The following is a 20,092-nucleotide window of genomic DNA, read 5'->3' as shown; positions in this document are numbered from 1 at the left end:
CTAAATTCGGTATTTGAAATAATATGTACTTCAATCTTCTAGTGCATCTTTTCAAATTTTAGAACCTGTCCTCTTAAATGTCTACCAAAATTTTCAAACAAAAACAGCATGCCCGATATAGGCATGCTGTGGTTCATTCCTCTACTGCAGACGATTTGTCTGCAGTCCAATCTTACGCGTGGAGCGTCACGTTCAACTCTTCCGCGACCGCCTTGAAGGCAGCGAGCGCGCGGTCGAGGTCGTCACGGGTATGCTCCGCCGTCACAATCGTCCGGATGCGGGCCTTGCCCTTCTCGACCGTCGGGAAGGCGATACTTTGCGCGAACACGCCGTGGTCTTTCAGCTTGTCCGAGAACGTGTGCGCGAGCGTCTCTTCACCGAGCATGACCGGCGTGATCGGCGTCGTCGCGTGGCCGATGTCGAAGCCGAGGTCACGGAGACCCAATTTGAAGAACTCGGTGTTCGCCCATAGCTTGTCGAACAGTTCCTCTTCTTCTTTCATGACCCGGATCGCCTCACGGTTCGCCGCGACGACCGCTGGCGGGTGTGACGTCGAGAACAAGAACGGACGCCCTTTTTGAATCAAGAAGTCACGGACGTCGTTCGAACAGGCGACGTAGCCGCCGAGGACCCCGATCGCTTTCGACAACGTCCCGACTTGGAGGGCGACGCGGCCGTCGAGACCGAAGTGGTTGACCGTCCCGCGTCCATTCTGACCGAGGACGCCCGACGCGTGCGCGTCGTCGACCATGACCGCAGCATCATACTTCTCGGCGAGCTCGACGATCTCCGGGAGCGGTGCGATGTTGCCGTCCATCGAGAAGACGCCGTCCGTGACGACGAGCCGCGTCCGGTAGTCTTGCGTCTCTTTCAAGGCCGCCTCTAAGTCTTCAAGGTCGGTATGCTTGTAGATGCGACGGGCCGCTTTCGTCAGACGGATGCCGTCGATGATCGAGGCGTGGTTGAGCGCGTCACTGATGACGACGTCTTCCGGTCCGAGCAGCGCCGACAAGACGCCGAGGTTCGTCGCGAATCCCGATTGGAACACGAGTGCCGCTTCCGTATGCTTGAACTCGGCGAGTTCACGCTCGAACGCCTCGTGCATCTCGAACGTTCCGGCGATCGTCCGGACCGAGCCCGTCCCGGCTCCGAACGCTTCGACCGCTTCGATCGCGGCTTGTTTCAAACGGGGGTGGTTGGCGAGTCCGAGGTAGTTGTTCGACGACAGCTGGACGAGCGACTTGCCGTTGATTGTGACCTCGTTCCCTTGCGCCGATTCGAGCGGCACGAGCGAGCGGAACGTGCCCGCTTGTTTCATTTCATTGACTGCTTCTGTAATATGTTCAAATGCCATATCGATTCCCCCTGTTTATGGTAGTAAGACGACTTTCCCGCATTTCCCGGCCCGCATGAGCTCGAAACCTTGCTCGAACTCCTCGAGCTTGAAGACGTGGGTGATGATCGGTTCGACGTTCAATTGGCCGGACGCGAGCATTGTCGACACTTGGCCCCACGTCTCGTACATTTTACGACCGGTGATGCCTTGGACCCGGATTCCTTTGAAGACGACGTCACGCGTCAAATCGAGCGCGACCGGTCGTGCCGGAAGTGACAAGACGTTGACGTCGCCGCCCGCCGTCACCATCTTGAACGCCTGGTCGATCGCGACCGGATGCCCGCTCATCTCACAGACGACGTCGATCCCGTCCCCGTCCGTCTCATCCATGATCAGGTCGAGCGGATTTTGGTCCATGCTGTTGATGACGACGTCCGCTCCCATCTGTTCTGCAAGCTTCAACCGGTACGGATTGATGTCAATCGCATACACGCGGCTCGCACCGGCCGCCTTGGCGACGCCGACGGCCATGAGACCGATCGGGCCGCAGCCGACGATGGCGACAGATTGTGCCGTTACGTCACTTGCGAGCACGGTATGGACCGCGTTACCGAGCGGTTCTTGAATCGACGCGAGCTTCGACGGCATCGTCTCCGGGTTCACCCATAAGTTCTCTTCCGGCATGACGACATACTCGGCGAAACAGCCTTGGGTGTCGACCCCGATAATTTTCGTGTTTTTACAGATGTGATACTGACCACGCAAGCATTGTTTACACTGGTGGCAGACGATGTGTGTCTCGGCCGACACGGTCTGACCGACTTTGATGCGCTTCGCCCCTTCCCCGAGCGCCACGACTTCCCCTGAAAACTCATGCCCGAACACGTAAGGCGGTTTGACCCGGCTCTTCGCCCAGTCGTCCCATTCATAAATATGGACGTCGGTCCCGCAAATCGATGTCGCTTTCACTTTGATCAATACTTCACCGGCACCCGGTGTCGGAATCGGCACCTCGACCAGCTTTGCCCCAAATCCGGCCGTGTGTTTTTGAATCGCTTTCATCACAGGTGTCGTTGCTTCCTTCTCTGTCGTTGACACGAGCTGTTCCATCGAAAACGTCCCCCTCTTGTCTGTTTGTCGAACTTCACGTTCTCTTTCATCTTGTCATAAAATGACGAAACTGAGAAGATAGAACCTCATTTTTCAACAAAAAAGAGAAGCCATCCGCTCCGATGGCTTCTCTTCACAAGAATAGGACCTATGTCCCGACCGCACAAGCTCATCTAGGTTCGATGATGAGCTTGATGGCAGTTCGTTCTTCTCCGTCAATTAGAATATCCGTGAACGCTGGAATACAGATCAAATCAAGACCGCTCGGCGCGACGAAACCGCGGGCGATGGCGACAGCTTTGATGGATTGATTGAGCGCACCGGCGCCGATCGCTTGAATCTCACACGTTCCTTTTTCACGAAGAACGCCAGCTAATGCACCCGCAACGGAGTTGGGATTCGATTTTGCTGAAACTCTGAGTACGTCCATTCTTGTTTCCCCCTCGGGTAGGTTGTTCAATCAAACCAGACGGTCTGATCATCTAGGTGTATGCGTTCGATCTTGGTCGCTCGTTTCGACTGGTCGTCGATCGTGATTAAAACTCCATTAAGTTGTTCCCGTCCCTCGGCAACTTCAAACCGGACCGGGAGTTGTGTCACAAACTTTTTCAACACGACAGACGCGTCCATGCCGAGGACACCGTCGAGCGGACCGGTCATCCCGACATCAGTGATATACGCCGTCCCGTTTTTGAGCACGCGCTCATCAGCGGTTTGGACATGGGTGTGCGTCCCGACGACGGCTTGGACACGGCCGTCTAGGTGATACCCCATCGCGATCTTCTCACTCGTCGCCTCGGCGTGCATGTCGACGAAGATGGCATCGACATCGTCCCGAACCTCATCGACGAGGGCGTCGACTTTGCGGAACGGACAATCGAGCGACGGCAAGAACACCGTCCCCATGACGTTGATGACGGCAAGCTTCTTCCCGTTCTGCTTGAGCACCATCATGCCGACACCGGGCGTGCCGTCCGGATAGTTGGCCGGACGGACGATGCGCTCGGCGTCGTCGATCCAATCAAAGATTTCACGGTTGTCCCATGTATGGTTCCCCATCGTCACGCCGTGGAATCCAAGTTCGAGAAATTGTTGGTATATTTTTTTTGTGATACCGCGCCCGTTGGCTGCGTTCTCACCGTTGACGAGCATGAACGTCGGACTGTATTTGCTTTTCAAGCGCCCGATTTGTGCTGCCAAGATGTCACGACCCGGTTTCCCGACGACGTCACCGATAAATAAAATCTTCATAAATATTTCCTCCTTCAAAACAGAAAAAGCGGAGAATGTCTCCGCTTTTTACTTCGCATAATCGACGGCACGCGTTTCACGAATGACCGTCACTTTAATTTGTCCTGGATAATCCAGTTCATCTTCGATCCGTTTGCAAATATCGCGGGCCATCTTGTTCGCCACGACGTCGTCGACGACGTCTGGGCGGACGATGATGCGGACTTCGCGTCCTGCTTGGATCGCATATGATTTCTCGACACCTTCGAACGACTCACAAATTGACTCGAGGCGTTCTAAGCGGCGAATGTAACTCTCGAGCGTCTCTTGACGAGCGCCCGGCCGTGCCGCAGACAGCGCGTCTGCCGCTGCGACGAGAACAGCGATCGTCGATGTCGCTTCGACGTCTCCATGGTGCGAGGCGATCGAGTTGATGACGACCGGATGTTCTTTATACTTCGTGGCCAGCTCAACGCCAATTTCGACGTGGCTGCCCTCGACTTCATGGTCGATCGCTTTCCCGATATCGTGGAGGAGTCCCGCTCGCTTGGCGAGCGTCACGTCTTCCCCGAGCTCGGCGGCCATCATGCCGGCGAGGTGGGCCACTTCGACCGAATGGGCGAGTACGTTTTGACCGTAACTCGTCCGGTAACGCATGCGTCCGAGTGTTTTGATAAGGTCAGGATGTACCCCGTGGATACCAGCCTCGAACGTCGCTTCCTCACCGTATTCACGGATGCGCTCATCGACTTCGCGGCGTGACTTCTCGACCATCTCTTCGATCCGGGCCGGATGGATCCGTCCGTCTTGCACGAGTTTTTCTAGCGTCATCTTGGCGATCTCACGACGGACCGGGTCAAATCCGGACAAGATGACCGCTTCAGGCGTGTCATCGATGATGAGATCGATCCCAGTGAGCGTCTCGAGCGTGCGGATGTTACGTCCTTCACGACCGATGATGCGCCCTTTCATCTCGTCACTCGGCAAGTTGACGACGGATACCGTCGTCTCAGCGACATGTTCAGCCGCATAACGTTGCATCGTGAGAGACAACAAGTGTTTCGCTTTTTTATCAGCTTCAAGTTTTGCTTTTTGCTCGATGTCTTTTTGAAGGAGAGCAGCATCGTGAAGCGCTTCCTGCTTCGCTTCGTCCATGATGATGGTTCGTGCTTCTTCTTTCGACAAGGCCGCCACGCGTACAAGTTCTTGACGGGCTTCCTCGTATAATTCCTCCACTTTGCTTTCGAGCGTCTCTGCTTCCCGTTTCCGTTTCGCAATGCCCGCCTCGCGTTCATCCAAAGCATCTTCTTTCCGTTCGAGCATGTCTGCTTTCCGGTCAAGAAGCTCTTCTTTTTGAACGAAGCGATTCTCTTTCACTTTCTGCTCTTCGCGACGTTCGCGTAACTCTTGTTCCGTCTCATTGCGAAGTTGAATCATCTCTTCTTTTACTTCAAGCCGTGCCTCTTTTTGCATCGCTTCCGATTGTTGTTTCGCTTGCTCCACAATCTTGGTCGCTTCCGTCTCAGCACCTTGAATCTTCGCTTCGGCGATCGATTTACGCACAAAAAAACCTGCAACAAAAGCTATCGGCAAAAGGAGGATCAGAATAAGCCAATTTAGCCATTCCATCATGTTCACCTCCCTTTCGCAAGGTTATTTTATTTTTTTAAGATTGAATGACACGGGTGGACCCGCGCATAGCTTTATTGTACTTATTTACCTGTTAGAATGCAATGCAAGGACAGGATAGAACTCCCAATTCCTTAAAAAATATTGTGATATACAAAAAACCCGCTCGGACGCATCCGGCGGGTCGCTTGCTTAATCTTCTTCGATGAGTGAGAGCACTTCATCACTGTCGGCTTCGACCGTGACCGTCTTCTCACCGTTGAGACCGTAGTGATCACGAATTTGTTGTTCGATCGCTGCGGCGATTTGTGGATTTTCTTTCATGAACTGCTTCGCATTTTCACGACCTTGTCCAACGCGTTCTTCGTTGTACGAATACCAAGCACCACTTTTTTGAACGATATCAAGATCGGCACCGATATCGATGAGTTCACCTTCACGTGAGATCCCTAGACCGTACATGATGTCGACTTCAGCTGTTTTAAATGGTGGGGCAACCTTATTCTTGACGACTTTGATCTTCGTCCGGTTACCGACCATTTCTTGGCCTTGCTTCAACGTCTCTGCACGACGAACTTCTAAACGAACCGACGAATAGAATTTCAAGGCACGTCCACCTGGAGTTGTTTCCGGGTTCCCGAACATGACACCGATTTTTTCACGAATCTGGTTGATGAAGATGACGATCGTCTTCGATTTGTTCGTCGCACCCGACAACTTACGGAGCGCTTGGCTCATGAGACGGGCTTGAAGTCCCATGTGTGAGTCACCCATCTCACCTTCGATTTCAGCTTTTGGCACGAGTGCCGCTACCGAGTCGACGACAAGGATGTCGACGGCACCAGAACGAACGAGCGCTTCTGCGATTTCGAGCGCTTGCTCCCCTGTGTCCGGCTGTGACAAGAGCAGTTCATCGATGTTGACACCGAGGTTGTGCGCGTACTTCGGATCGAGCGCGTGCTCCGCATCGACGAACGCTGCTTGGCCACCGCGTTTTTGGACTTCAGCGATCGCATGGAGCGCCACTGTCGTCTTACCTGAAGATTCCGGTCCGTACACTTCGATGACACGACCACGTGGATAGCCGCCTGCGCCGAGCGCGATGTCGAGGGCGATCGATCCTGACGGAGTGACGGATACTTGTTGATCTGTATTTTCACCGAGGCGCATGATTGAGCCTTTACCGAATTGTTTCTCAATTTGGCGTAATGCCATTTCTAACGCTTGTTTACGATCACTCATAAATTAATGAGCCTCCTTTGATTTGTATCTTCATTATAAACGAACCCAACCTTTTACACAAGGTTTTTACGAACGTTTATTCGCCTTTTTTCATTCGTTGCCACAATGCCCATAACCCGTCCTTGGCCGCCCGCGCCTGGATGACGTTCCGCTGTTGGTGCGGATAGACGCGTTCGATCACTTCCATACCTGACGGCGTCTTCACCCCGATGAACACGGTGCCGACCGGTCGACCCGAATTTGAGACGGGTCCGGCCTCACCGGTGAAGGACAATCCGTAATCCGAATCCGTCTGATCAACGAGCCCTTGGATCATTTCTAAAGCAACTTGTTTTGAGACGACCGACTGTGACTCAATTGTAGCAAGGGATACCCCTAAAAACCTATTTTTTAGCTTGTCCGAGTACGTGACGACGCCTCCTAGAAAGACTTCTGACGCCCCTGGGACCGCCGTCAGCATCGCTTGGACTTGTCCCCCAGTCAACGATTCGGCGATCGATAGCGTCGCGTGGCGCCGTCTTAGCTCGCGAATCAAATGCGCAGCCAGCGTATCCTCGTCCGAACCGAAATAATAGGCGCCGACACGGGACAGAATGTCTCGTTTGACGCGGTCGATCATCTGCCGGGCCGCGTCCTCGGTCTCCGCTTTCGCGCTGACACGCAGTCGCGCTTCCCCTGACTCCGCGTACGGGGCGACAGTCGGGTTCACCCCGTCCATTAGATCGGATACCGCCTCGTCGAGCGCCGACTCACCGATCTCATAAAAACGTAGTGATTCAGAAACGATCGTCGCACCCGAAAACTTGCTCGGAAACGTCGCTTCGACAATCGCTGTCATCTCGCGCGGCACCCCGGGCAAGAGCAGCCACGTCGTCTCGTCCTCGACCCACATGCCGGGAGCGAGACCGGCCGGATTGTGAAGCACTTCAGCTCCTGATAAAACATCCGCTTGTCTGGCGTCCCCGTCGTTTATCGCTCGTCCCCGCGAGGCGACAAAGCGCTGGATCGTTTCTAAAGACGCTTCGTCCCGAACGAGCGGGCGGCCGAGCAAGTCAGCGAGCACTTGTTTCGTGATGTCATCATTCGTCGGACCGAGTCCCCCGGTGACGATCACGAGTTCGCTCCGTCGGTTCGCTTGCTCGAATGTTTCTCTTAAGCGATCGAAGTTATCCCCGACCACTACATGATACAGCACGGACAGTCCATATTTCGACAACTGCTCTGATAAGTAACGGGCGTTCGTGTTCGAGATTTCCCCTAAGAGTAGTTCAGAACCTACCGCAATGATTTCGGTCCGTTTCATCGAAGTTCCTCCTTTGATTCAAAAAAAAGACGAGTTGCTCCCACAACTCGCCTGTCGTCGATTTACATCGATTTTACAATGATCTTATAGTTTTGTGCGAAATACTCGGCCCCAGAATAAATCGTCAAGACGAGTGCGAGCCACATCGCCCACTCCCCGAACGGGATGCCGATATAGTTGAAAATCGGGTTGCCGAACAATAAGAAGATGATGGCAAAGAGCTGGACCCATGTCTTCGCTTTACCCGACTTACCGGCCGCCACGACAATCCCTTCATCAGCCGCGACGAGACGAAGCCCCGTCACCGCGAACTCACGTGACAAGATGACGACGACGACCCATGCCGCGACGAGGTCCATCTCGACGAGCAAGACGAGCGCCGCCGTGACGAGTAACTTGTCAGCGAGCGGGTCCATGAACTTGCCGAAGTTCGTGACCAAGTTGTGCTTACGGGCCAAGTGCCCGTCAAGCCAATCCGTAATCGCTGCGATCGTAAACACGACCGCGGCGATGAATTGATGGAGCGGTACTTCCGCCCCGAGGAAAGCGATGTCTCCCCAGTTAAAATCTACAGCGAGCAAGACGACGAATACGGGGATGAGCAAAACCCGCAACATCGTCAGGCGGTTAGGTAGGTTCATCGAGAACTCCTCCTCTAGAAGACGTCGACTTATTCAGCGTCGACTCTCTTCACAAATATATTTTGTGTGACCGGAGAATCAGCAAGCTCAAGCTCACGGCCGTTGACGACAATCTTCTCGACGCCACCGATCAAACCGATCCGAATCCGAAGCGTATCCGTTTCGGCACCTTCGATGACGATCGGGTTTTGTTTCGATTGGTTCGGATATTCCGGTGCAAGGAACGCTCCTTCAAGCGATGTATCGCGAACGCCGACATAAGTCGCCGGTGATTCTTTGACGTGAATCTCGGTCGTCAGCTTGTCAGCTGTTGCGATCTCATACGTGAGGTCGGCCCCGTTCGTTTCCGTCACCGCGATCGGTCCGGTTTCTTCTGGCGGCTCTTCCTCGGCCGGTATTTCTTCGACCGGTGCTTCTTCCGTCGGCTCTTCTTCAGGAACGTCTTCATTTTGGTTGATCGTCACGCCTGAAGCCGGTGGTTCAGCCGGTGTCGCGTCCTGTCCACCTCCGAAATCGAGATTTCTAACGACGTAGTAGACCGCTGTCACAAGCAAGAAGGCGACAAGCACGAGCATGATTTTCGGCACCCATCTTGAGACGCGGCTCGACGTCTCGGAAGCTTTTGAATAAGTTTGCTTACGTGATAATTGAGCGGTCGGTTGCGGTTCGATTTTCGGTAAATCTTTGGCATATGTCTCGTAAAGCTCATCGACATCAAGCCCGAGCGATTCCGCATACGTTTTGATGAACGCCCGTGCATAAAACGAACCAGGGAGATTTTTGTAATCACCTTCCTCGATCGCGATGATATAGCGCTTTTGAATCTTCGTCGTCTGCTGAATTTGGTCAAGCGTCAGACCGCTCGCCTCACGCCTTTGTTTCAAAAAAGTCCCTAGTTCTGTCAAAGGGGTCCACACCTTCCATTCAATTAATTATTCAAACCATTCTGCTTCACGATTCGTTTCTTGCGGAATGATGATGATTTCATCTTGGTTATTTCGCAGTTCGATAATATAGTCAAAGTCCTCAAACACACAATCGGTATTACGGACGTAAAGATCGGGATGCTCGATCACTTTGACGGCAGGAAGACGCATGACTTCCCGGATCAACTGACGATGACGTTCGTCCATCGTCCGCGTCGAAACGGCGCCGTCGATTATGTAGATGTGATCACCTTCTCGCTCTTCTTCAAACAGTGACGTCCGGACCGTCTGTTTCATGAGTGTCGACGAAAGAAACAGCCAACGTTTGTTTGCGCAGACGCTCGCCGCGACGATCGACTCCGTTTTGCCGACGCGTGGGTTGCCCCGGACACCGATCAACAGATGTCGTTCTTCTTTCATTAGTTCAGCGACAAAATCGACGAGTACCCCTAGATCTTCGCGCACGAAGCGAAACGTCTTTTTGTCATCGTTGTCGTGTTCGATATAGCGGCCGTGACGGATCGCAATCCGGTCCCTCAGTTTCGGGCGGCGGAGTTTGATGACGACGATTGCTTCCATCTTCCGCAAAATATGCTCGAGCCGATGGACGTGATCGGCGGCCGGTGCCTTGAGCAACATCCCGCGACGTTGAAGATCGACCCCGTTGATGGTCACGATCGAGATTTGGAGCATCCCCATCAGCGAGGCGATATCGCCGAGGATGCCGGGGCGATTTTGGCAAAGTTCATATTCGAGATACCATTCTTCGAACTTATGATCCATCTCGTCCACCCTTTCCGAATGTAGGCTCGCTACCTTGTTCATTCTAAATTATTTTAGAAGAATTGAAAAGAACTCGTTTCAACCGCGGCGACAAAGTTTTCACTGCCAACCGCCATCGACCCGTAACACCGTGCCGGTCACGTAGGACGCGGACGGTGAACAGAGGAAACGGATCGTCTCGGCAACTTCTGTGACATGACCGAGACGGCCGAGCGGAATCTCATCTCGAACGTCTTGTTTCGTTTCTTCTACCGTATCATTCATCGGCGTCTCAATCCACCCCGGCGTGATGGCATTGATGCGAACATTAAACGGGCCGGCCTCGCGCGCGAACGCTTTGACGAAGCCGAGCTGTGCCGCTTTGACGGTCGAGTACATCACTTCTCCGGCCGCCCCGACTTCCCCCCAGACGCTCGAGACGATGACGATGTCGAGCGGGCGATCGTAAGCTTTTTGCCCGACGACGTGTTGAACGAGTCGAACCATTGCGCGCACATGAACGCGATAGAGACGATCGAGTTCAGTGATGTCCGCGTCGACGAGCAGCCCGTAGGCATGGTTACCGGCGACGTGAATAATCCGATCGACCGCGCCGACCGTAGCGAGCCAAGCGTCTAGCGCCTGGTCGTCGCCGAGGTCACACGTGACGACTTGGCCTGACAAACCCTCTGTCTTCACGAACGCTTCGAGCGCTTCCGTGTTCGCGTGCGCATGTAAGATGAGCTCATCATCGCGAAAGGAAAGGGCGACGGCACGACCGATCGCCCCACTCGCCCCGGTGATGAGTGTCGTCATGGTTTTTTGACGACACAGACGGTCCGTTGATCCGGTTTGAACAGTCGGTCATACGTGTCGTATAGTTCTTCAAGCGTGACCGCGTCTAGCAGCTCGGGCAAATCGAACATATTCCCACCCGTTAGCGCGTAGCGTGAAAACTGGTTGGCGATGAACTCGGGTGAGTTGAGCGCCTTCAAAAACTGCCCTTTCATCATCCGCTTCTTACGGTCGAGTGTCTCATTTCCGATGTCGAGCGGACGCTCGAGCACCTCGGTGATGCGGGCGACGAACGCATCGACATGCGGTGTCTCCATCGACAACACGGCGAAGGCGAACGATTCTTCCGACGTATAGTCGAACGAGAAGGCATCATCGATCAACCCTTCGGCGTAAAGCTCTGCATAGAGCGGCGCCGTCGTGTCAAACAAGGCGTGCATGAGCAGTTCGACGGCCAGTTCTTGTTTCATCCCGTCTTCCCCGGCGCGCGGCGTGTCCTTGTAGCCGATCATGACTTTCGGGACCGATACGTCCATCTCGATGACACGCGCAGCTAAGCGGACCGTTCTCGGCTCTTGCACGTGTTCGCGTTCACTGAGTACAGGCGGTTCGAACGTTTTCGCGGCCTGATTCGAACGGATCTGTTCGAGCACGATGTCAGGGTCGATGTTGCCGACGACGAACAGCGTCATGTTACTCGGGTGATAAAACGCTTGATGACACGCATAAAGGTCAGCGGCCGTGATCGCGCTGATCGAATCGATCGTTCCGGCGATATCGATCTTGACCGGATGCGCTTCATACATCGCCTCGATCAAACCGAAATAAAGACGCCACCCTGCGTTGTCTTGATACATTTGAATCTCCTGGCCGATGATGCCTTTCTCTTTCTCGACCGAAGCTTCTGTAAAGTACGGGTCTTGGACGAAATCAATCAACGTCTTTAAGTTCGCCTCGACGTTTGACGTGGCACCGAACAAATAGGCGGTCCGGGTGAATGATGTGAAGGCGTTCGCTGACGCCCCGAGCTGTCCGAACTTCTGGAACACATCGCCGTCCTTTTTTTCGAACATTTTATGTTCAAGGAAATGGGCGATGCCGTCGGGTACTTCGATCCAGTCGTCTGTTTTGAAGCGACGGTCGATTGAACCGTATTTTGTCGTGAATGTGGCGTACGTCTTTTCATATCCAACTTTCTTCAGCAAGTAGACCGTCAGCCCGTTATCGAGAACGACGTGATGAATCGTCTCACCGACGTTTGGAAAATCTAGTTTCATGCTGTCCCCCCCTTTAAACAATAAATCGCCTTCAGTTTGATTTGACTCGAGAGCGCGGCCACGTCTTCTCGCGTGGTCCGGGCAAGGATGGCCATCTCTTCTTCGAGTGAGAACGGGCGGATGTCCGAACCGCTCATCCAGGCGATCAGTTGACGCGGACTGTCACCGAGTTGGCGCCGTTGATGGAACAACATCTCTTTCGTCTGCTCGAGCGTCATGTCATCGAACTCCCCTGCTTGCAGGTCGGCAAGTTGGTCGGCAATGATTTGTTCTGTTTTCACTTGGTTCAAGGCATCGATCCCGGCGTAGACGAACAACATCCGGCTAAGCGAACTGTATTGCGACGCCGCATAGTACGCCAAGCTCTCCTTTTCACGGACGTTCATGAACAGTTTTGAGTGTGGGAACCCACCGAACAAGCCGTTGACGACTTGCATCTTGATCGCGTCCTCGCTGCGCGGGTCAACGTTGGCCTCATAGGCGAGGTGAAGTTTACTCTGCTTCACGTCCTGCTGTTCCTCAAGTCGCTGAAATTCTCGGTCGACCGGTTCAGGATACTCTCGGACGAGCGGCGAGCCGAGCGTCTCGAGTGGCAAAAACGCCTCGGTCACTTGGTCACGCGTGACGTCCCCGACGACGTAGACGTCGATGCGGTCGTGCTTGATCATGGACGTGTACGCCTCATAGAGCGATCGCGGCGTCACCTGGTCGAGTTGTTCGAGCGTCCCGAGCGACGGGATCGCGAGCTCTCCGCCGAGCAGTTCTTGCAATCGTTGCTGGGCGAAGCGCATTTTATCATCGTATACCGACTCGATGCGTTGACGCTGCAGACGGGATTCTTGTTCGACGATGAGCGGTTGGAACGCGCCGTCGTAAACGTTCGGGCGGAGCAACACTTCTTCTAATAGCTTGATCGCCTGAGACAGGACCGGTTCCCCGACGAGCCGGTCGTTCACAACTTCTAGTTGGAACTGGATGACATGCTCTTTCCCGACTTTTGACGCACCAGCGAATAGGCTAGCATCATATAATTGCTCGAGCGGTGTATGAAACAGTTCAATCGACGGATACGCCGCCGTCGCTTTTTCCATGACGTACGGCAGTAGCGCCCGGTCGGCAATCGTCTCTGCAGACAACGGCGCCGCGAACGAGACGAGGCACGTCGTCGTTTTAAATTTATCGGTCGGATAGACCGAGTAGTGGAGCTGGTTACGGAATTGTTCGATCCCTTTCATGAATCATCTACTCCTTTTTCGTTTTCGGTTGGAACACGGACGCACCGCGCGCATACTCTTGATCGGGTACGCCCGCCACCACGTTGGCATAACGGGCGGCCGTGAACAAATAATCGCTCAAGCGGTTATAGTAAGACAATTGACGAGCGGCCGCATCGATGTTGACGAGCTCGCGTTCGACGCGGCGACAGACCGTCCGGGCGACGTGCAGACTCGCCGAGGCCACGCTGCCCCCGGGCAGAATGAAGCGGACGAGTTCCGGACACTTCGTCTCTAGTTCATCGATCCACATCTCGAGCTCGGTGACGATCGCTAAGTCGACTTGCTGCGGCGGATCTTGTTTGTACATCAGTTCTGAACCGAGGTCGAACAGATCGTGCTGGATTTTTGTCAGTTGATCCCGTAACGTCGCGTCCGTCTGGTGCGCGAGCGCGAGACCGATGTGACTGTTCAATTCATCTAACAATCCCATCGCCTCGATTTGCGGGTGTACTTTCAAGACGCGTCCGCCGATCAATGACGTTTCACCCTTGTCGCCTCCACGTGTATAGCGCTTCATGTCATTTCCTCCTCTATGCCACAAATGGTGACCCATAGGAGTCACCATTGTCGTTATGAATGCGGTTGGTCGTAAGGGAGCCGAATCATGAACGTCGTCCCTTCGCCGTACACGCTCGTGACGTCGACCGTGCCATGGTGGGCATCGATGACGTTCTTGACGATGGCGAGTCCGATGCCTGTTCCTGTCTTCCCGCCGCTCGTCCGGGCCTTGTCCGCTTTATAGAACCGCTCGAACACAAACGGCAAGTCCTCTTTCGGGATCCCGCTGCCGGTATCGGTCAAACGGATCAAGAAGCCGTCCGCTTCTTCGGTCGCCTCGAGCCGAATCGCTCCGCTCTCGGTGTGGGCGATGGCGTTGCCGATCAAGTTCGTGAACACTTGTTCTAACCGATCCCCATCCGCTTCAATCTTCCGCTTCGGAGCCACGGTCGACAACGTGATTCCTTTCTCGTTCGCCATCTGGTTAAACTTGCGCATCACCCGCGGTAAAAATTCGCCGAAATCGAACGCCGCGAACTGCATCGTCTCTTTCCCTGATTCGATTCTTGCCAAATCGAGTAAATCGTTGACGAGCCGGGCAAGCCGTAACGACTCGTCGTAAATGATCGAAGCGAATTCTTTCGTCGCCTCGTCACTCTCGGTCATGCCGTCGATGATGGCCTCGGAATAGCCTTGGAGCGTCACGAGCGGTGTCCGCAGCTCGTGGCTGATATTGGCGACGAAGTCGGTCCGCATCTTGTCGAGGCGGTGACTTTCGGTCGTATCACGGATGACGACGACCGCTCCCTCAAAATCTTCCTCCCCGAGGAGCGGTGTGACCGTCAACGTATAGTAGCGATCGTCTTGCTTCACTTCAATCGTCTTCTCAGGCGCACCGCCGACGAGGTCTTCGTAAAGCGCGAGCACGACTTCGTGCGGTTGATCATCGTTCAACAACGGCTGTGCCTGCGGGTTCGTCACGATCACGTTCGCATGGCGATCGAGCGTGATGACACCGTCTGCCATCGAACGCAGAATCGAAGCGAGCTGCAACCGTTCACGGTCGAGCGCGTTCACGTATGTTGACAGCTGGCTGCTCATCGCATTGAATGAGCCGGCAAGTTCACCGATTTCGTCGTTCGTCTTCTGGACGAGCCGCAGATCGAACTGTCCTTCACCCGTCTTATTGACGGCGTCCCTCATCTCACGCAGCGGGGCCGTGATCCGGGTTGATAAGAAGAAAGCGAACACGGTCGTGACGATGATCGCCGAGGCGACCGTCCAAAAGATGATCGTCCGCGCCCCTTCATTTGCGCTTGAGATCGCATTGAGCGGCTCAAACAAATAGAGTGTATACTCGCCCGTCTCAAGGGAGAACGTCGTCCGATACGCCAAGGCAGCCTGGTCATCGAACGACGAGAAGTTCCCGATCGCCGTCTCCCCTACAGCTTGATAAGGACTCCAAGACTGACGTCCGAGTTCAGTCATCAAGCCATCGACTTCCGTGCCGAAGTTCGAACGGACCGACCCGTTCTCTAAAATATAGTTCGCTCCGTACACTTCGATGATTTGGTCGACCGTCCGTGACGAATCGCCTTCTTCTAGCAAGACAGACTGGACTTGCCCACCGAGTTTCGCTAAATGACCACGTTCCTGATCGATATGGAACGAGTTGAAGAACTCGAGCATCAGGACGGATACGATGAACAAAATCAGGCTGACCAACACGAGGATCGTCAGCCACAGCTTCGTGACAATACTATTGCGGCGAATCATCACTCACTGACGACTTCAAACTTGTACCCGACACCCCATACCGTCGTGATCATTTGGGCCGCGGATGGAGAGACACGGTTCAATTTCTCACGAAGCCGTTTCACGTGCGTGTCGACCGTTCGAAGGTCTCCGAAAAATTCATAGTTCCATACTTCTTTTAACAGTTGCTCCCGCGAGAACACTTTATCGACTTGTTTGGCAAGGAAGAATAATAGCTCATACTCTTTCGGCGTGAGGGCGATTTCTTCCCCGTCGACCGTGACACGGTGTGCGTCATTGTCGATCGTCAAATGCGGGAACACGATCAAGTCTTTCGACTTTTCGGCCGTTTGCAAAAATTTTGTCGAACCTGAGCGACGGAGTAGCGCTTTGACGCGCAAGACGACTTCACGAGGACTGAACGGTTTGACGATGTAGTCGTCCGCGCCGACCTCGAAGCCTTGAACCCGGTCGATCTCCTCACCTTTCGCCGTCAGCATGATGACAGGTGTCGCTTTCGTTTTACGGAGTTCGGTACACACTTCGACCCCGTCCATCTTCGGCATCATCAAGTCGAGCAAAATGACGTCAAAGTCGCCTTCGAGTGCGAGTTGAAGCGCTTCTTCACCGTTCGTCGCTTCTTCGATCACGTATTGCTCCCGTTCTAGATACATTTTTAACAGTCGGCGAATTCTTTCTTCGTCGTCGACTACTAGAATTTTTGTTTTATCAGCCATCAACTAAACCTCCCAGAGAACCATTACAAGATGTAGCGAATGTTGCACAATTGTGAACATTTCGCTCTCTTTCATAACTATACCACTCTATTATTTCGCTTAACAACGGTGAGTTGTATGCCCTTACGAAAAAGAAGCCACCGAAGTGACTTCTTTTTCATCAAGCGTATGAATGTAATCCGGCGATGACGAGGTTGACGAACACTAAGTTGAACATGATGACGGCGAATCCGCCGACACAGAGCCATGCTGCTTTCGTCCCCGTCCAGCCCCGCTGGATGCGCATATGCAAGTAATAAATATAGATGAGCATCGTGATGAGCGCCCATACTTCTTTCGGGTCCCAGCCCCAGAAACGGTTCCAGGCAATCTGCGCCCAAATCATGGCGAAGATGAGCCCACCGAGGATGAAGACCGGCAATCCGATCGCAATCGAACGGTAGCTGATCTCGTCCGCGAGGTCAAGATCGACTTTCTTCGCGAGCGGTTGCAACGCTTCCGCAATACGTTTGCGTAAGACGACGAACCGGAGCACAAGGTAAATGACGGCGCCAGCGATAATCGACCAGAGCAACGTGTTCAACTTCAACGTGTTGATGAACGTCGGCAATTCGAGCGATAGTCCACTCGCACCTGATAACAGTTGTGCGCCTTCCGGTACGAACAAGATCGGCATGAAATATTCGTACGACTCTTGCGTACCGCGGTCATTCGTAAATTCGACGACACCGCCGGCACCGATTGCTTTAAACAGCATCGATACGAGGATGAAGCCGAGCGTGCACATGAGGACGAACATCGTCACTTCTAGCCATGTGCGCGATTTCGATCGTTCGCGCATCGACGTCTCGTTGAGCAAGAAGATGAGACCTGAGGCGAAACTGATGGCGAGAATCCCTTGACCGAGCGCGGCCGTCGTGACGTGAATTTTCAACCAGACACTGTTCAGTGCCGGAATGAGCGGTGCCACTTCGCTTGAGAACATCGATGCGAACGCGATAACGAGAAGCGCCACCGGCATGGCGAACAAGCCGAGCACATCGTTTTTATAAATCCCATAGACGACAAGGAAACCGAGCACCATCATCATCCCGAAGAATGTCGTGTACTCGTAAAGATTAGAGACCGGCGCGTAGCCGACCCCGATCCAACGCATGATAAAATATCCCGTTTGGGCGACAAAGCCGATGACGGCTAGCGTGAACGCATACTTACCGTAAGCGATCCGGTTGACGTTTCGGTCTTTGCGCATGCCGCTGACCGCGATTGTGAACAACACGGTCGCCACGGCGTAAAGAATGAACGCGATCAAGAGCAGGCGGCTGCTCCACTGAATCCACTCCATTATGATTCCCCTCTTTCTTTAGTTGAGTCGATGTCTGCCTTTTTTTCGAACCGAGCCTGGTCTTCCCAAATCGGCAGCCCATTTTTTTCTAGGAGCGGTGTGATCTCGCGGTGAAGCGACGACGGGTTCTTGTTCGTGAATCCAGCCACGAGCACGTCCGTCTCGTTATGACGTCGTATCCAGACCCGGCGGTGCGGCCAATACATCCCCATGACGATCCCGATCATGAAGATCGTCCCACCGACAATTAAAATCGGATACGTCGAATCGCTCTTGACCCGAAGTCCGCTCGTACTCGCCATTTCCGTTCCTGCGAACTGGATCGCGTAACGATTGTCTTCATCGGCAACGTTCAGTCGAATCCCGATCAAGTTCGATTCGGTCGTCCCATCCGGGTTCTCGACCGCTAAGAAGAAAGCAGGGTTCAACGCCCGTGGTGACTTCGTATCCGGCTGTCCGTTTCGAACTTCAAAGTCCGGATACAAGTCGTTGAGCGTCACCGTGACCTCGCCGAGATCGTATGTCGTCTCAGGGTCCGTCAAGTCAACCGTGAACGGTCCGTACACGTCACCTGTCTGTTTGTCACCGACGTTAAACGACATCGACAAAAACTCCGGTCGGCTTGAATACTGCTCCTGATACACTTCGTACTTATCGAATTTGAACGGATGGTTCACTTTCGTCGAACCGGTTTCAACTTCCTCGAGTTGCGGCGATCCGTCCTCGTTCGTTCCGGTCTTCTTGAACAGTGTCAGTTCCGTCTCATAGTTTTTCGGGACAGCCCCGGCTTTTTCAATCGCTTCGGCGAACTTGGCGTCCTCCGCATTATTTTCTGGATCATACATCTCGAGGATGAACTGATCGTTGCGAAGGTAATACGTGTCGTCGGTCGCCTCGAGCGCCACCGTCTCGCCTTCCCGTACCCATTCGAGCGTATCGGTGTGAAATGCCGGGAAGACGCGGAGCATCGCCCCGATAAAGAAGATGACAAGCCCGATGTGGTTGATGTATGGGCCCCAACGACCAAACCGATACTTTTCGGCGAGTAATGCATCGCCGTCGCGTTTCACCTGGTAACGCTTAGACTTCAATGCCTCACCGAGCGCGTCGATCTGTTCGTCCGTTCCTTTACCTTCACCGATCAAGCGTTGCCCGCGCATGAAGCGGTCGGTGCGTCGGACCGGTTGATATTTCAACGCTTTATACAGGGGAAAGAATCGATCGATCGAGACGACGATCAGTGACAACGTCAGCATCACGATCAACGTGATGTACCACCACGACGTATATAAGTTATGGAATCCTAACGTGTAATAAATCGTTCCTGGCGTACCATATTCTTCGGTATAGTATTGACTCGCCGGCAATTGTTGCGGAATATACATCTCTTGTGGAAAAGTCGTCCCGACCGCAGAGCCGACGATAATGAGTCCAATCAACCAAAGACCGACTTTGACCGATGCAAAGAAACTCCAGGCACGGTCAATCCAAGATCTCGGACGACGCTTCGACCGTAAATCGGCGCCGTCGTACTTCATATCTAGCATGTGTGCGCCCCCCGTTCGCTTACAATGACTTCTCGGCTAACTCTAACAGTTTCTCTTTCGTGAGTTCACCTTCATACTTTTCAATGACTTTTCCGTCGGCATCGATGACAAACGTCACCGGTAAGTTATAAATGCCGTACGCCTTCTCGACTTCGCTACGTGTATCCATCAAGATCGGATAGTCGAGCTCGACGCCGAGGTCATTGATAAAGTTGTCGACCCGCAGCGGCGTCTCACCGACGTTCACGGCCCAAAAGTCCACGCCCATATTTTGAAGCGTGGCATAGTTGTCTTGTACGACCGGCATCTCTTTCTCGCACGGTTCACAGAACGTACCCCAGAAATTTAACAGCATCCCTTTCCCATCATACGTTTCGCGCTCGACCATCGTCGCCCCGTCAAGACTGACGAGTTTAAAGTTCGGCGCGTCGTCTCCGGCCTCGACCCGGCCATCGTTCCCGGCCTGCTCGATCAATTGCATGATGACGACCGCACCGGCAAACAGCACCATCGTCATAATCATGAGGCGCCAAAATGACCGTTTTTTCTTATGGGCCATCGCTTGATTCATCCGATCGCCTTGTTTTGTCTCTTTCGTCATGATTTCACACCATCCTTCAGTTGCTATTGTACTGAAAAAACAACGATAACGCACATTAACAGACTTTTTTCATCTTTTTGT

At 53.6% G+C, this 20,092-nt stretch carries 19 protein-coding genes; all 19 read right to left on the bottom strand.

The annotated features are described in order from the left end of the window. Positions 1 to 172: 172 nt before the first annotated feature. The 19 genes from EVJ28_RS05655 to EVJ28_RS05565 all read right to left on the bottom strand — a co-directional run bounded on the left by EVJ28_RS05655 (position 173) and on the right by EVJ28_RS05565 (position 20,011). Positions 173 to 1,354, bottom strand: coding sequence for a glycine C-acetyltransferase (locus tag EVJ28_RS05655; RefSeq protein WP_131488229.1), 1,182 nt, complete (start codon positions 1,352 to 1,354; stop codon positions 173 to 175). 15 nt (positions 1,355 to 1,369) lie between these two features. Beyond that, complete coding sequence (gene tdh, locus EVJ28_RS05650) at positions 1,370 to 2,446, bottom strand: L-threonine 3-dehydrogenase (protein ID WP_131470176.1); 1,077 nt, start codon at positions 2,444 to 2,446, stop codon at positions 1,370 to 1,372. A gap of 169 nt (positions 2,447 to 2,615) precedes the next feature. Continuing rightward, positions 2,616 to 2,876, bottom strand: coding sequence for a stage V sporulation protein S (locus tag EVJ28_RS05645; RefSeq protein WP_016509762.1), 261 nt, complete (start codon positions 2,874 to 2,876; stop codon positions 2,616 to 2,618). 26 nt (positions 2,877 to 2,902) lie between these two features. Next, positions 2,903 to 3,697, bottom strand: a complete 795-nt coding sequence (locus EVJ28_RS05640) for a TIGR00282 family metallophosphoesterase (RefSeq protein ID WP_035386387.1) — start codon at positions 3,695 to 3,697, stop codon at positions 2,903 to 2,905. Between the two features lie 48 nt (positions 3,698 to 3,745). Beyond that, positions 3,746 to 5,308 carry a ribonuclease Y gene (gene rny, locus EVJ28_RS05635; RefSeq protein ID WP_370246299.1) on the bottom strand — a complete coding sequence of 521 codons (1,563 nt, stop codon included), beginning with the start codon at positions 5,306 to 5,308 and terminating at the stop codon, positions 3,746 to 3,748. A gap of 189 nt (positions 5,309 to 5,497) precedes the next feature. After that, complete coding sequence (gene recA / locus EVJ28_RS05630; protein ID WP_070327130.1) at positions 5,498 to 6,547, bottom strand: recombinase RecA; 1,050 nt, start codon at positions 6,545 to 6,547, stop codon at positions 5,498 to 5,500. Positions 6,548 to 6,623: 76 nt separating this feature from the next. After that, positions 6,624 to 7,850, bottom strand: a complete 1,227-nt coding sequence (locus EVJ28_RS05625) for a competence/damage-inducible protein A (RefSeq protein WP_131488227.1) — start codon at positions 7,848 to 7,850, stop codon at positions 6,624 to 6,626. Between the two features lie 62 nt (positions 7,851 to 7,912). After that, positions 7,913 to 8,491, bottom strand: coding sequence for a CDP-diacylglycerol--glycerol-3-phosphate 3-phosphatidyltransferase (gene pgsA, locus EVJ28_RS05620; protein WP_035386389.1), 579 nt, complete (start codon positions 8,489 to 8,491; stop codon positions 7,913 to 7,915). A 29-nt stretch (positions 8,492 to 8,520) separates the two neighbouring features. Then, entirely contained in the window at positions 8,521 to 9,375 is an 855-nt protein-coding gene (locus EVJ28_RS05615; protein WP_236634057.1) for a helix-turn-helix domain-containing protein, read from the bottom strand. Positions 9,376 to 9,423: 48 nt separating this feature from the next. Then, positions 9,424 to 10,200: a DUF3388 domain-containing protein gene (locus EVJ28_RS05610; protein ID WP_131458417.1), complete on the bottom strand. Its 777-nt coding sequence runs from the start codon at positions 10,198 to 10,200 to the stop codon at positions 9,424 to 9,426. 99 nt (positions 10,201 to 10,299) lie between these two features. Beyond that, positions 10,300 to 10,995 (bottom strand): elongation factor P 5-aminopentanone reductase, encoded by a 696-nt coding sequence (gene ymfI / locus EVJ28_RS05605; protein WP_131458418.1) that lies wholly within the window; start codon positions 10,993 to 10,995, stop codon positions 10,300 to 10,302. Continuing rightward, entirely contained in the window at positions 10,992 to 12,251 is a 1,260-nt protein-coding gene (yfmH, locus tag EVJ28_RS05600) for an EF-P 5-aminopentanol modification-associated protein YfmH (RefSeq protein ID WP_131458420.1), read from the bottom strand. The genes ymfI and yfmH overlap by 4 nt, the downstream gene beginning before the upstream one ends. After that, complete coding sequence (gene yfmF, locus EVJ28_RS05595; protein WP_071397657.1) at positions 12,248 to 13,486, bottom strand: EF-P 5-aminopentanol modification-associated protein YfmF; 1,239 nt, start codon at positions 13,484 to 13,486, stop codon at positions 12,248 to 12,250. The genes yfmH and yfmF overlap by 4 nt, the downstream gene beginning before the upstream one ends. Before the next feature lie 7 nt (positions 13,487 to 13,493). Then, on the bottom strand, positions 13,494 to 14,045 hold the full coding sequence (locus tag EVJ28_RS05590) for a cob(I)yrinic acid a,c-diamide adenosyltransferase (protein ID WP_131488225.1): 552 nt from the start codon (positions 14,043 to 14,045) through the stop codon (positions 13,494 to 13,496). 53 nt (positions 14,046 to 14,098) lie between these two features. Beyond that, on the bottom strand, positions 14,099 to 15,802 hold the full coding sequence (locus tag EVJ28_RS05585) for an ATP-binding protein (protein WP_131458489.1): 1,704 nt from the start codon (positions 15,800 to 15,802) through the stop codon (positions 14,099 to 14,101). After that, positions 15,802 to 16,518, bottom strand: coding sequence for a response regulator transcription factor (locus EVJ28_RS05580; protein WP_070327120.1), 717 nt, complete (start codon positions 16,516 to 16,518; stop codon positions 15,802 to 15,804). The genes EVJ28_RS05585 and EVJ28_RS05580 overlap by 1 nt, the downstream gene beginning before the upstream one ends. Positions 16,519 to 16,678: 160 nt before the next feature. Next, the gene (ccsB, locus tag EVJ28_RS05575) at positions 16,679 to 17,863 is read right to left on the bottom strand and encodes a c-type cytochrome biogenesis protein CcsB (RefSeq protein WP_131458424.1); all 1,185 of its coding nucleotides are present in this window, start codon (positions 17,861 to 17,863) and stop codon (positions 16,679 to 16,681) included. After that, a complete protein-coding gene (gene resB / locus EVJ28_RS05570) occupies positions 17,863 to 19,410 on the bottom strand; it encodes a cytochrome c biogenesis protein ResB (protein ID WP_236634056.1) in 1,548 nt (515 codons plus the stop codon). Before resB ends, ccsB begins: the two co-directional genes overlap by 1 nt. 19 nt (positions 19,411 to 19,429) lie before the next feature. Further along, positions 19,430 to 20,011 carry a redoxin domain-containing protein gene (locus EVJ28_RS05565; RefSeq protein WP_071397661.1) on the bottom strand — a complete coding sequence of 194 codons (582 nt, stop codon included), beginning with the start codon at positions 20,009 to 20,011 and terminating at the stop codon, positions 19,430 to 19,432. Positions 20,012 to 20,092 lie beyond the last annotated feature (81 nt).

Origin of the sequence: Exiguobacterium sp. SH3S3, assembly GCF_004337115.1 — a bacterium.
Taxonomy (GTDB): Bacteria; Bacillota; Bacilli; order Exiguobacteriales; family Exiguobacteriaceae; genus Exiguobacterium; species Exiguobacterium aurantiacum_A.
The sequence above is the reverse complement of the archived record's forward strand: the minus strand, read 5'-3'. Positions and strand labels throughout refer to the sequence as shown.